General features: G+C 42.7%; 8 protein-coding genes. 3 read left to right on the forward strand and 5 right to left on the reverse strand.

Features of this window, described 5'->3' with window-relative positions; all coding sequences use genetic code 11:
* Window positions 1-59 precede the first annotated feature (59 nt).
* From Q0R88_RS14185 to Q0R88_RS14205, 5 genes are all read right to left on the reverse strand, one after another.
* Window positions 60-1,316 (reverse strand): MFS transporter, encoded by a 1,257-nt coding sequence (locus Q0R88_RS14185; RefSeq protein WP_295717140.1) that lies wholly within the window; start codon window positions 1,314-1,316, stop codon window positions 60-62.
* Window positions 1,317-1,322: 6 nt separating this feature from the next.
* Window positions 1,323-4,091, reverse strand: a complete 2,769-nt coding sequence (locus Q0R88_RS14190; protein ID WP_295717141.1) for a TonB-dependent receptor — start codon at window positions 4,089-4,091, stop codon at window positions 1,323-1,325.
* 48 nt (window positions 4,092-4,139) lie between these two features.
* A complete protein-coding gene (locus Q0R88_RS14195; RefSeq protein ID WP_295717143.1) occupies window positions 4,140-4,700 on the reverse strand; it encodes a peroxidase-related enzyme in 561 nt (186 codons plus the stop codon).
* Window positions 4,701-4,907: 207 nt separating this feature from the next.
* Window positions 4,908-5,456: a hypothetical protein gene (locus tag Q0R88_RS14200; protein ID WP_295717145.1), complete on the reverse strand. Its 549-nt coding sequence runs from the start codon at window positions 5,454-5,456 to the stop codon at window positions 4,908-4,910.
* Window positions 5,457-5,552: 96 nt separating this feature from the next.
* On the reverse strand, window positions 5,553-8,318 hold the full coding sequence (locus tag Q0R88_RS14205; RefSeq protein ID WP_295717146.1) for a substrate-binding domain-containing protein: 2,766 nt from the start codon (window positions 8,316-8,318) through the stop codon (window positions 5,553-5,555).
* Between the two features lie 355 nt (window positions 8,319-8,673).
* Between Q0R88_RS14205 and Q0R88_RS14210 the strand changes: the two genes are divergently transcribed.
* Genes Q0R88_RS14210 through Q0R88_RS14220 form a run of 3 tightly spaced genes read left to right on the forward strand, consistent with a single transcriptional unit; the run spans window position 8,674 to window position 14,102 of the window.
* Window positions 8,674-9,999 carry a sugar porter family MFS transporter gene (locus tag Q0R88_RS14210; protein ID WP_295717147.1) on the forward strand — a complete coding sequence of 442 codons (1,326 nt, stop codon included), beginning with the start codon at window positions 8,674-8,676 and terminating at the stop codon, window positions 9,997-9,999.
* 7 nt (window positions 10,000-10,006) lie between these two features.
* Window positions 10,007-10,921 carry a carbohydrate kinase gene (locus Q0R88_RS14215; RefSeq protein WP_295717150.1) on the forward strand — a complete coding sequence of 305 codons (915 nt, stop codon included), beginning with the start codon at window positions 10,007-10,009 and terminating at the stop codon, window positions 10,919-10,921.
* A 40-nt stretch (window positions 10,922-10,961) separates the two neighbouring features.
* On the forward strand, window positions 10,962-14,102 hold the full coding sequence (locus tag Q0R88_RS14220) for a SusC/RagA family TonB-linked outer membrane protein (RefSeq protein ID WP_295717153.1): 3,141 nt from the start codon (window positions 10,962-10,964) through the stop codon (window positions 14,100-14,102).
* Window positions 14,103-14,106 lie beyond the last annotated feature (4 nt).

Raw genomic sequence — 14,106 nt, forward strand, 5'->3', positions numbered from 1 at the left:
AATTAGTGAGTTAGTGAATTTTTATTTTGAATTATTTCTTTGCTTTCTGCTTTAGGTTTTCAGTTTTTGGCTTGCTTTTCGTGCCCAAACAATACCACCAATAGCCCTACTATAAATATCAGCGAAAAAATGAATATCGCATTACCATAGCCACCCAGTGTTGATACCAATATGCCTACAAACAATACAGCGGTAGCCGTAAATATACGGCCGATGTTAAAGCAAAATCCTGTGGCGGTAGCCCTGATTCCGGTTGAGAACAGCTGTGGTATATACGCTGATAGCACACCTTGGCTTGCTCCAAAGAACAAGGCCAGTATGGCAATTTCGCCGTATATCACCGGGCTAAATGTAGTATTTGTTTTAAACAGGATGAATGACATCCCTGCGCAAACCGCAAAGCAAATGAGCATTGATCTGCGTAGGGTTAAAAGGTTAACCAGCCAGCCCGACAAGAAACCACCGGTTAGGCCGCCCATGCCTAAAAACATCATGCTCAGACCGCGCTCCTTGGCGGCATCATGGGTAGTGATGAGGCTTTGCACCCAGGTTGGCAGCCAGGAGAAGATAGCCCATAAACCGATGAGCATGGTACCAAAGGTTAAAGAGCCAACAATCAACTCACGGCGATGGCTTTTTGATAAAAGCTTGTTTAACGGATTGTTCCTGTTGGCAATATCGTTACGGTAGTTTAGCCAGCTTTGCGATTCTTTCAACAGCCATGTACCGATAAGTGCCAATGTTAATGGAATGATCCCGATCAGGAATCCTGATCGCCATGAAGAAACCACGTAATTGATAAGCCCGGCCGAAAAGATCCCCACAGGGAAAGCGATAGATAATATACCGATAACAACTGCTTTACTTTTTGCAGGCCAAACTTCGCTCACCAGGGTAATGGTGGTTACTAATACACCACCTACGCCAAAACCACTCATGAAACGGCAAAGTACAACGCCCCACCAGTTTGGCATTTGCCCGGTTAGTATGGTGAAAATACCATAACAGCCAATGGCCATTAAAAGCGCTGTTTTACGGCCCATTTTATCGCTGATAACTCCCCACGTAAAACCACCTAAGGCCCAGCCAAAAATGAATATGGCATTGATATACCCACTGATGGAGTTTATTTCGCCGGGAGGCAGGTCGCCCTGCAAATCCTTTACCACTACTGGCAGGTAAACCGACATGAGGGTAGATACCGTGCCGCCAAATGCGCTGCTAAAAAAACAAATCACGAATAATATTACCCGGTAAGCCGTGGTGATATCTGCTTGAGGTTTTGCAACCTGCTCATCAATTACAATGGTGCTCATGTTATTTTATTTTAATAGATCATCAAATACTATTGATACATAATAAATGGCGCCAATAGCGGGCGAACCATATGATTGGTAGATGTGCTTGTTGAAGATATTGCTACCCCCTAATTTAACTGTTGATTTGAATTTTGGCAACTTTTTGCTCACCTGAGCATCAACCATCGAATAGGCGTCAACACGGCCGGGGCGGGTGCCATTAAATGTTCCGTACCAGTCATAAGCGCTTTGCCAGTGCCAGGCCAGGTTAAAGCCAAAATCCTTAACCACATTGCTGTTGCCAAACGTGGCATTGGTGCTCCATTTTGGTGTGTTAAATGCAGCTATGTTGTTTGGGTTGGCATTGCGCAGGTTAAATGTAGATAAGGTAGCGTTGCCTCCTAAGGCATAACCTTTATCAAACAAATAAGTTAAACCGGCGCTTGCTCCTTGTGCAGATACTTTATCCGGCGCATTGGTGTACAATTGGAAAGCGTGAACCTTGCCATTAGGGATATCACTCGCGGCAGCAGTATTTATAGTTCCATCAGCAGCCAGGATAGGATTTTGCGGTTGTATAACTACGGTGTTCAAAATAAAATTGGTATAGCTGCTGTAATAGTAATTTACATCTACCAATAATTTATCGGCAACTAAGCCTTTATAACCCAGCTCAAAGGCTTTTTGTTGCTCGGGCTTAATGTAGGCCACATTTGATTTTTTAAGCAACCCTTTATTGTTAGCAACCGCCTGCGGAAATGGTGTGCCGGCTTGCATCGCTGCGCCAAACGCCGCGCCAAATGCACTTACAGACGAAGCAGTGAATGAGTTTTCATACACGTTTAATCCTTTGCTGTTGTTAGGTGCACCACCCAATATGGTAATAGGGCCTACGTTAAGGTGGATGAACTGATCAACCGGGGTAGGGTTTCTGAAACCGGTTTGGTACGATGCCCTGAAATTATGGGTTTTATCAACCGTATACACTGCCGAGAAACGAGGTGTAAAGCTGCCCTTGAAGTTTTCATTTTTATCATAACGTACAGAGGCTGTCAGTTTCAGGTTATCATCAAACAGCTTTTTGGCGGCCTGCATAAACGCGCCGTACTCCTGGATGGTTACGCGGTTGGTTTTATCATCAAATAAGCTACCATTGGTAAACATGCGGTAATCGCGGAAGCTGCCACCGGCAAGCAGTTCAAATATTTTTATAGCGCTTGTAAAATCATACTGACCTTCTGCATGATAAAATTTACTGGCACTAAAAACGCCTGCACCGCTTAAGCCATAATTATGGATTGATGCATTCTTTGCAGCATTAAAATCTGCTGTACCTGGTAAAAAACGACCCTGGTCGGCAAAAGTTCTGGCGGCTGCGTTGTCGTGAGCGGTTACACCATTCGCGGTACCATTATAGGCTGCAGCGTAACGGGTAAACCAGGTATCATCGGCTTTGTCTGGAGTTACGGTGTTACCGCTCAAATCCTTAACCCAATCGCGGTTGATGAATTGTGCCAGCGACCGGGTGTTGTAGGAGTCGTGTGAGTTTTCGGCAACGGAATAGCCACGAACAAAAAAGTTGCTGCCTTTTAACTCAACCCTGTGTGTTTGCAACACAAAGTTATTAAGATCGAAACGGCTGCTGCCGGTATAGCTTGCGGTACCGCGACCATAGTTGTACTGGTAAATAGCTTCCAGGTTATTGCTGATGCGGTATTGTAATGCACCATTTAATTTCAGGCTGTATACATTGTAGTTCATGAGGTCTTTTTCCTCGTAACCGGTTCTTGAAACCAGGCCAATACCTGGCAGGGTACGTGATACTTCATCACCATAAATATTCAATGCATCGCGACCAGGATTGTTTGGGCCACGCTGCGCAACCGGTGTTGATGCGCTTACATCTGTGTAGTTATCAGCATACCAATCGCGGCCGGTTAGGTATGAGGCGTTGATTTTAAAAGCGAATTTATCATTGAAAGCTTTGGCATATCGTGCGGCAAAATCATATAAACCCTGTGGTTTTACAACCGATTCGCCAAAATGGTTAAGTCCGGTTTTTACCTGTACGGTTAAACCCTGGTATTTAAAAGGATCTTTGGTTTTTAATGATAACAAACCATTAAAAGCTACCGGGCCATATAATGCCGAGGCTGCGCCAGGAATTACCTCTGCGCTTTCAATATCAATATCCGATGCGCCAAACAAGTTACCTACTGAGAAATTGAGGCCGGGTGTTTGGTTATCAACCCCATCAACCAGTTGTAAAAAACGGCTGTTACCGGTGCTGTTAAAACCGCGGGTATTGATCTGTTTGTAAGTTAAGCTACTGGTTACTGCTTCAAGCCCTTTTAAGCTTTGCAGGCCATCATAAAAAGTGAAAGAAGGGTTTTCCCTGATGGCCTTCAAACTCATTTTTTCGATACTAACCGGCGACTGCAAAATGCTTTGGTTAATGCGGGTGGCAGATGATACCACCTCATTAAGTACAATTGATTTTTGTTGCAGTTTTAGGCTGATAGTACCATTGAGGGCGGTTATAGGGCTTTCCTGTAACTCATAGCCAACAGCCGATATTACCAGTGTAAACGGTAGCTTGATTTTATTTACAGTAAGGCTGTAATTGCCTTTTGAATCGGTTATGGTGCCGGCAAGCTTGTTTTTAACACTGATGCTTGCGCCAACAATAGGCGAGCCGGTTGTGGCATCGGTTATAGTACCCGTTATTTTGGTTTCCTGCGCAAACAGGTTGATTGACGTGAGTAGTAATAAGATGAATAAAAGTTTTTTCATTGTGATTTGGTGTTTAATTTAATTAGGATAGGATTATTAGGATGGGGTTTATTTTTTAAGGTGATCATAGCCTTGCGGCAGGCGGGTATAGCCGTGGTTAACCAACCGGTCAGCCAATACATTGTAGTATCCGGCATCAGCGGGCAGGGCTGTAGCCAGGCCATCAACATAGCGGTTATACAGGCAAAACAAGGCGGCTATCAGTACCGTATCATGAATTTCGATATCTGTTGCGCCGGCAGCCTTAGCCCTTTCAATATGTTGCGTGGTTACATTTTTACCACTTTGGCCTGTTAGTTTGGCAATGGTAAGCAGCGCTTTCATCTTTTCGGTAATGGGCGCAGTTTCAATGTTTTCCTTTATTTTTTGAGCCGTTTCGGTGTCACCGATATATAAGTCGGCGGCGGCGGTGTGGGCTGTGGTGCAAAATTTGCATTGGTTGCCGTGAGATACAACGGTAGCTATCAGTTCACGGTCGCCTTCTGATAGGGTTGAAGGGCCGCGCAGTAAGATCTGCGTCAAATCGCGGATAGGTTCAGCAGTTTCTTTGCTGTATTCAAGCAGGCCGGTAATTCCCGGTAAATGAGATTCAAGAGGTATGTAAGGCATGGCCATTTGGTAATTTGAAGATTTGAAAATGGTCTGGAAGATGCCTTACGTGCAAAGAGACTTTTTATCGGAATGCTGCCAACATGTTTTTCTCCCTAACCTAAATTTAAAGGCAAGCGGGAATTAATAAACGCGCAGGCAAATCCTGGTAAAAATCAACAGTAATGTAAAGCAAATCCAGAAAATGAATTAAAACAGGGCGGGGGATTAACAGGAAGTTTTAGGTGGTTGCTCAGGAATATCCTGGTGATAATGAACCAATGGTTGCACGGGTTGTACAACGTTTTCTTGTAAATTTTTTATAGGGCAATAAAACTCAAATTGCACAAAGGAGAAACTGATGTTTTCCTGTATGATTATTTTGCCATACGGAACATGATCTTTTTGAGGTACCGGGATATCTTTTACGCCTTTGGCATTCACCACGTTTTTATCAACTGGCTGGGTAGTTTCATAATTAGGAATGCACATCAGGTGGATGGCAGTCCTGGTCATTTTCATTTTTACGTAGTTGTAGTTGGTTTTGCCAAACTGTATCTGGCCGGCTATATTTTCAAAATGTTTCCAATCGTGAATGTTGGGTAAGTTTACCGGTATAGCTATTTCTGTAAGATCCTTAACGTTATAAAGACCTTTGCGGGTTTGTTCTGTAAAAAATTTATTTGTTTTATAAACCAGGTATTGATGTATTGCCAATTGCCCGCCAATGTTTAGCAGGTGAATGTTTAGTAACATTATGGCAATAAACTTTTTCAATTTTGGATTAAGTACAAAGGTTTGCCTAAAGATGTTATTTAAAAATAAACTTACAAAATTTAATTTGATAATAAAACAAAATGCTGCCTTTAACATTTACAAATGCTGCCTGCGTTTAAACTCGCTTGGTGTGCAGTCATACTTTGCCTTAAATACAGTTGCAAAATAGTTGGGACTGGCAAAGCCCACCATGTAAGTAATCTCGGATATGGAATACGCCTCATGAACCAGCAGATATTTGGCTTTCTTCAGCCTTCGGTTTAAAATATAATCGGTAATGCTGCAACCCAGCAGGGCCTTTACTTTACGGTAAAGCTGCACCCGCGAAATGCCTACGGTTTTGCAGATATCGTCAACATTAAAGTTTTCGTTAGCCAGGTTTTGCTCAACAATGCCGGCAAAATCATTCAGGAATTTTTTGTCGATATTTTTTGATGCCGGTATTTTGCCATGACTAACGTCGCTGGTAAAGTGTTCTTTTAGTATTAACCGGTTTTTTATCAGATTTTTTGCAGTTGCCAGTAGCTGATCATAGCTAAAGGGCTTCACCATATAATAATCTGCCATACTGCGGATGCCATCTATTTGTTGTTCAACGCCGGCCTGTGCGGTTAGTAATATAACAGGGATATGCGATGTACGGATATCTGTTTTAAGTTTTTGGGTAATCACCTTGCCCGATATGCCGGGCAGCACCACATCAGATATAATCAGGTCTGGAACTTTCTCAAATGCTTCTGATAATCCTTGCGTGCCGGTATTAGCTGTAAAAATTTCATAGTCCTCGCCCAGTTTATCGCTTAGGTAGCTTAACAGATCGGCGTTATCTTCAATGATGAGTATGGATAGCTCTTTGGGTGTTTCAAGTAAATTGGTATCGGTCTTTACTTCGCCTTGTTCAAGGTCGGTTGTATAGATCCGGGAACGTTCGTCAAGAACCGACGCGTTGATCACCGGGCTATTTTTATCGGTATTATAGGCGTAAAGGTTGCCAAGCGGCAGGGTTACGGTAAAAGTTGTGCCCTGCCATTTTTTGCTGCTCACCGTAATGCTGCCATGATGACGATTTACTATTTCCTTTGATAGAGAAAGCCCGAGTCCCGAACCTTTGCTATTGCCATTGTCAGCCTGGTAAAACTGGTCGAAAACGTGTTCTGCTTCTTCGGGTTCCATACCTATGCCGTTATCGTTTATGGCTATCTCCACAGATTCGGTATTCGAAGTAAATATTATCTGTATCCTGCCGTTATCCTTTGTGAATTTAAGCGCATTGGATACCAGGTTAAAGAAAACTTTATCCAGCATATTGGCATCAAACCAAACAGTTATGTTTTTTGCTGATGATGCCAGGTTTAAACTAATGTTCCGTTTTTGAGCATTATGCTTAAAGCTATCCAATATATCGCTCACAAACTCAACCAAATTATTGGGCGATGCATTTATTTCCTGTTTATCGTATTCTATTTTACGGTAATCTATCAGTTGGTCTACCAGCCTCAGCAACCTGAATGTATTTTTATGAATGAGTGTTAAATTTTTGCCGGCAACTTTGTCAAGCTTTTCATTACCCATCATATCTTCAACGGGTGAAAGAATGAGGGTTAAGGGGGTGCGAAACTCGTGTGAAATATTGGTGAAAAAATTCAGTTTGGCTTCGGTTGCAGCCTCGGCCCGTGCCGACATTTCAATCAGTTGGTTACGTTGTAATAAGATCTCGTTGTTTTTGGTTTCCAGGCTTTTGTTGATCTTGCGGTTTTCCATCAGCCAGTAAAAGGCAAGCCCTCCAAAAACTATGGCGAGTACCAGTGTAATTACAATGATGTTTAAAACCAACTGCTGGCTGTTATAAACCTGGCGCTGCTCTTCTAACAATGATTGCTGCCGCTCAATATCTTTTTGCTGACTATTGATCTTGTTCCATTGCAGCTTCATGAGCTGCACATTGGTTGAATCAATAACCAGCGACTGCAGGATGTTCTCCTTCTCAAATGATTCCTTATTCAGGATCCTGAAAGCGGTAGTAATAGCTTCTTTGCCACCGGTGGGGTACATCATACTGGCATCAATGGTTTTGGATGCCACCATTTGCAGGCCACCGCCGTTCCCCGGCATAGCATCAACCCCTAAAACTTTAACGTGGTGATCCAAGTGCAGGCTATTAAGTACCTCCCTTGATCCGCCGGCCATTACATCATTATGTGCAAACAGGGCATCGGCAGTTTTTAAGTCAGGCTTTATCAGGTTCAGCTGTTTTTGGGCATGATCTTTTAGCCAATCGCCATATACTTGTGCTTTAATATGAATATTATTAAACTTTGATAAAGCAGCGCTAAATCCCCGGTGCCTTTCAATTGCAGGGGAGGAGCCTGGCAGTCCCATTACTTCTATCACGTTGCCTTTGCCTTTAAGATTGGCGCCAATATATTCACCCGCCATTTTACCAACCTGGTAGTTATCAGCGCCAACATAGGCTGTATACAAATCTGAGGAGGTTTTACGATCGATAACAATAACAGGAATACCTTTATTATAGATTTGCTCAACTATGCCCGTAAGCGGCTGCGCCTCGTTAGGTGATATGATCAACAGGTCGATGCCTTCATCCAGCATTTTCTTTACCTGCTCAATTTGTTTTTTACTGCTGTTATCAGCATCTGCATAAATAAACCGGGCATCGGGATGTAATGACAGTTCCATTTTCATTTCATCCAGCATGTTACGCCGCCAAAGATCAGAACCCACGCATTGTGAAAAACCTATAGTATACTGTGATGTTTTATCTGCTTTTTTACAGCCGGTAAATAGCACCAGTATCAATACAGGTAACAGGAATATGTTGCGCAGGTTATAATTCAAAGCCATTAAATCAATCAGGAGTGAGATATTAAGTAAACGTTTAAGTACGGTTTATTGGTGAATGCAATGCCTTTTGGGATGCTCCTATACAAATGTATCGATAAATGTTTTTACAATACAAACTGCGGAAGTTGCAGCCAGTGTTTTCAGGGCATCAATATGTATCAAAATTGAAATAAGCACGTAACAAAAACAAACATCTTGTTGAAATAGAATTGAGCTTTAATTTTATTTACCTGAAAATCAGTTACTTATGGGTGTTTTGATTTTTGTACTGTTTTGGTATAAAATCAATAACTGCTGCCTTGCAAATGGACCTACTTTGCAATCGTAAATCCAATTAACACCTTTTATAATTATTATGAGAAAACATTCCGTCCTGGCCTGGTCCATGGTCGTAGCCCTTGGTGGCTTCCTTTTCGGGTTTGATACCGCAGTGATATCGGGGGCCGAAAAATCTATTCAGCAATTCTGGCACCTTTCTGTTATGGAGCACGGGCTTACTATCTCTATCGCGCTTATAGGTACAGTAATCGGTTCTCTTTTAGGTGCCAGGCCATCAGATATTTTCGGGCGGAAGAATACCTTATACTTTGTGGCCGCCGCCTATTTATTATCATCAATAGGTACTGCGCTTGCCGATAACTGGTACATATTTTTAGTTTTCAGGCTATTGGGTGGCCTTGGTGTGGGGATCTCTTCAGTTACAGCCCCCATTTATATCTCAGAAGTATCGCCTGCCGATAGGCGTGGAAGGTTAGTTGGCTTGTTTCAGTTTAATGTGGTGTTAGGTATCCTTGTATCCTACCTATCCAACTACCTCATTAGCCAGGGCGGCGAAACCTCCTGGCGCTGGATGCTGGGTGTACAGGCATTCCCATCGCTGCTTTTCCTGGCACTCATCTATTTTATACCCGAAAGCCCGCGCTGGCTTATTCTTAAAAAAGGGGAGATTGGCCGGGCGCTTGAGATACTAAGGATCATAAACCCTCTCAACTGCGATCAGGAACTTAAATCTATTCAAGACTCCAGTCTGCATGCCGGTGCCTCAAGTACCAGCCTTTTCTCGGGCCAGTACAAAACGCCGGTTATACTGGCTGTACTGTTTGCTTTTTTTAACCAGGTATCGGGTATCAATGCCATTATATATTATGCACCGCGCATATTTGAAATGGCCGGGCTGGGTGCGCACTCCTCATTACTTTCAACAGTAGGCATCGGGCTTATCAATTTCATATTCACCTTGTTGGGTATTAATATTATTGATAAGGTAGGGCGCCGTACATTGATGCTTGTAGGCTCTTTCGGGCTTATAGCATCGCTATTCCTGGTGGCATTCACCTTTTACTCGGGCCATTTTAACGGCTTTGCCATACCTGTTTATATGATGATGTTCATCGCTTTCTTCGCCTTTTCGCAGGGAGCGGTTATCTGGGTGTTTATATCCGAGATCTTCCCCAACCAGGTGCGTGCAAAAGGGCAAACGCTGGGCAGCTCAACCCATTGGGTTATGGCTGCGATAATTGCGTTTTGCTTCCCTTACCTGGCCGAGTCGCTGGGTGGAGCAATCACCTTTTCATTTTTCGGTACCATGATGATCTGTCAGCTCATTTTCGTGTGGAGGTTTATGCCCGAAACTAAAGGACGCTCATTGGAGCAGATTGAAACCAATATGGTAATGCATTAATAATTGAATGATGATGAACCCGCAAACAGAAACATTAACCCCGGCCATTTGCTATGGCGAGATTCTTTGGGATGTGCTGCCAGATGGTCCGCAGCCTGGTGGCGCTTTGCTAAACGTATCGTACCACCTGAATAAATTGGGTGTGCCAGCCAGTCTGGTAAGTAAAATAGGTAACGATGTTAACGGCCAAAAGCTGGAAAGCCTGCTTGACGGCTGGGGAATACCTAAACATTTGCTGCAAACGGATACCGAACACCCAACCAGCCAGGTAATTGCCAGCATGAATAATGGTAACGAGGTATCATACGAGATCGTTTTCCCGGTAGCCTGGGATTTTATTAACGATAGTGAGCACATCATCAAACAGCTAAAGCCATCAACTTATTTGGTGTATGGCAGCCTGGCTTCACGCAATAGTGTATCACGCAATACCTTGTTTGAGCTGTTGGAAAGTGATGCGATCAAGGTGTTTGATATTAACCTGAGGCCGCCGTTTATCAGCCGCGATTTGTTGGATGAGCTGCTTCATAAGGCCGATATTGTAAAGTTTAACCAGGCCGAACTGGAAATGGTGCAGGGATTATTCCGTGGATCATTCTGGAAAGAATCGGAACAGATCAAATTTATCCGGGATCATTTTAACATCCCCGAGATTGTAGTTACCAAGGGCGAGTTTGGCGCCTCCTATTACAAAGGCGATAAAGCTTACCATGTGGCGGGCCGCGAGGTAAAAGTAATAGATACTATTGGCAGCGGCGATTCCTTTTTAGCGGCATTTATTGCCAGCCACTACCGTGGCGTACCACCAGAAAATTTATTGAAAAATGCAATAGCGATGGGCGGCTTTATTGCAACAAAGAAAGGAGGTTGTCCGGATTATAAAATCAAGGAATACGAAGACTTTAAAAACAAAATGTTTTAAATAAACCAGAGGAAACCAACATATACTTAAATCAAAATCAATGAGAAAATTATTACTTATCTGTTCCTTTCTTATATTGCTAATAAGCAAGGGATATGCACAATCCCGGATCATAACCGGGACTGTATTGGATAACGCATCTAAACCAATGGATGGGGTTACCATAGTGGTTGTTGAAACCCAAAAATCAACATTATCAGACGCCAGCGGAAAGTTCAGTATCTCCGTAGCAACCGGGCAATCTTTACGGTTTTCATACGTGGGCACAAAGCCGATGCTGATGACTATCACCGCTGATACTAAAGTGCTTAATGTAGTATTTAAAGATGCAGAAAACACACTTAACGAAGTGGTTGTAACCGGTTATACATCTGAAAGAAAAAAGGACTTAACGGGCGCGGTTGCAGTTGTTGATTTAGCACCGGTAAAAAACAACAGTTCGGGGAATACCATGCAGGCATTACAAGGCCGGGTTGCGGGTTTGTATATCGAAAAAGATGGATCGGCCAACGGCTCAACCAGCAGGATTTTAATCAGGGGGGCGAATACTTTAGGTAATAATAATCCTTTATATATTATTGATGGTATCCCTACTACCAGGCCCGAAGTATTTCAAAATCTGTCACCAACAAATATAGCTTCTGTACAAGTACTGAAGGATGCTTCGGCCGAGTCAATTTATGGCTCACGCGCGTCAAATGGTGTTATCATCGTTACCACAAAAAACGGCGGCAATACAGAAGGCAAAGTTCAGTTTCAGTTTAATAACAGTACCTCAATTCAGTCCGAAAAATCTTTAAGGTTTAAGATGTTAAGTTCAACAGACAGAGGTAGGGCATTGTGGCAGGCTTCTGTAAATGATGGCCAGGACCCGGCTGCGGGTTATGGCGACATATATACCTTTAACTGGAATAATGATTTTAATAATCCTGTTTTAAATAGTGTGGTACCTAAACAATTTGTAGGCGGCGACCCAAATACCCTCGCTGGCAATACCGATTGGCAAAGCGTTTTGTATAAAACCGCGGCTGTTTATAATAATGATTTTACAGCCTCAGTAGGGAACAAAAACTCCTCCGTTCAAATTAATTTTGCAAATATTAAAAATACCGGCCTTGTTAGGTTTACCAAATACGGGCGTACTACCGGTAGTATTAATGCTATAACACACGCTTTTAACAGCAAAGTGGCCTTTGGCGTTAATTTAAAAATAACCAACTCAAATGAAACTCTTACCACCAGGGATTTAGGCGGCGCAAGTACTACATTTTTGGCGGTTACACTGGCTCCAACTATCCCGGTTTATCAAAAAGATGGTACTACCTATGCAGGTGAATCAGGCGCAGGTTATTCTGACAGGAACAATCCCTTGCATATGCAGGATCTGGCAAAATGGAATAACGCCAATCGTTTAAACACATTTGGCAATGTGTTTTTAGAAATTCAACCAATCAAAAACCTGTTTTTCAAATCAAATTATGGTGCTGATAACGCAACCTATCTTAGTAAAGTAATAACGCCAACTTTTTCTGAAGGTGCGTTAAGCCGTACAACCAATAGTTTATTCTTTGATCAAAATCATTACCTGAGTACTACTTTTTCAAACACTTTAAGGTATAACTACGATTTATCAACCAATAACCACTTCAAATTTTTAGCTGGTACAGAATATATTAAAACCTTTACAGATTTCCAGACCACACTTAAGCAAGGTTACGCCATACAAACCGAAGACTATTTTACCTTAGATGCAGGTACCGGCAATACTATTGTTTCCGGCAGATCAACCGGTAATAGCCTGTTCTCGCAGTTTGCGCGTTTGGATTACAGTTACGGTGGCAAATATTTAGCATCAGTTACTGTGCGCCGCGATGGTTCGTCAAGGTTTGGTTCAGATAATCAGTATGGTATTTTCCCGGCAGCATCTTTCGGATGGAAAATTGACCAGGAAGGTTTCATGAGGAATAACGCCATTTTTTCTGAATTGAAATTAAGGGCTGGTGTTGGTAGGGTAGGTAACCAGGAAATTGGCGACATCTCGCGCTTCGCACTTTATGGTACAAGGTATGGTACTACTCAGAACCAGCTAACCCCAGGATTTTGGGAACAATATATGAATGTTGGAACCGCGTATTCATTGTCGGGTGCCAACACAGGTTCCTTACCTTCTGGTTTTGTGCAAACACAGGCACCAAACCCCGGCCTTAAATGGGAAACCACCGATGAAATAAATGCAGGGTTGGATTTCGCCATATTAAATGACCGGATTTCGGGCTCATTTGATTATTTTACCAGGAAAACCACCGGCATTTTGATTACACCTCCTGTTGCATCTGCATTGGGCGAAGGACAATCAAAAACAGTTAACGGTGCATCAAAGAGCAATAGAGGCTGGGAATTTTTAGTAACCTATCACGGGCAGCAAAGGGGAGATTTTAATTACAATGTAACTTTAAACTTTTCGCACTTCAGAGACAGGATCACCAGCCTGCCAGAGGATGTGAGGCCAGCCTACCCCGGAAATTTACAAAATACCATATTGGGTCATTCTCAGTTTGATATTTTTGGCTACAAAACCAATGGCCTTTTCCAATCCCAGGCCGAAGTAAACGCTGCACCAACGCAAATTGGCGCTGGTCCGGGCAGAATCCGTTATGTTGATACCAATAATGACGGGAAAATTGATGCCAATGATCAAACCTGGATAGGGACTACATTGCCCGCTTTAGAGTACGGTGCAAGAATTGACCTAACCTATAAAAAATTCGATCTGTCTTTATTTGGATCGGGTGTGGCAGGCAGAAAAGGATTTGACGTATACACCTTGTATAATAACCTGATGCATAGCCGCGAAAACGTTGGCCCGGGAGTATTTCAAGGTTGGACACCGCAGCATACCAACACAAAGGTACCGGCATTAACATTAAAAGATAACAATAATGAAGGCCGTACTTCCGACTATTTTATTGTGAATACCTCTTACTTCAAAATACGCAACATTCAAATTGGATACACTATTGTGCCTAAAGCGGTATTTACCAGGCTAAGGGTGTTCGCGATGGCCGAAAACATATTTACGATGAAAAGTAAAAACTATTTAAGCCCCGATCCTGAAAGGATTGACCTGGACCCGGTTCCAATTCCTAAAGTTTTCAGTTTTGGTATCAACGCATCATTTTAACGAT

Origin of the sequence: Mucilaginibacter sp., assembly GCF_025362475.1 — a bacterium.
Classification (GTDB): domain Bacteria; phylum Bacteroidota; class Bacteroidia; order Sphingobacteriales; family Sphingobacteriaceae; genus Mucilaginibacter.

Bases quoted from the DNA above. Each gene is read 5' to 3' on its own strand.
- Q0R88_RS14220 (WP_295717153.1), top strand. From the start codon at position 10,962: ATGAGAAAATTATTACTTATCTGTTCCTTTCTTATATTGCTAATAAGC.
- Q0R88_RS14195 (WP_295717143.1), bottom strand. From the start codon at position 4,700: ATGCCTTACATACCTCTTGAATCTCATTTACCGGGAATTACCGGCCTG.
- Q0R88_RS14190 (WP_295717141.1), bottom strand. From the start codon at position 4,091: ATGAAAAAACTTTTATTCATCTTATTACTACTCACGTCAATCAACCTG.
- Q0R88_RS14215 (WP_295717150.1), top strand. From the start codon at position 10,007: ATGATGATGAACCCGCAAACAGAAACATTAACCCCGGCCATTTGCTAT.
- Q0R88_RS14210 (WP_295717147.1), top strand. From the start codon at position 8,674: ATGAGAAAACATTCCGTCCTGGCCTGGTCCATGGTCGTAGCCCTTGGT.
- Q0R88_RS14185 (WP_295717140.1), bottom strand. From the start codon at position 1,316: ATGAGCACCATTGTAATTGATGAGCAGGTTGCAAAACCTCAAGCAGAT.
- Q0R88_RS14205 (WP_295717146.1), bottom strand. From the start codon at position 8,318: ATGGCTTTGAATTATAACCTGCGCAACATATTCCTGTTACCTGTATTG.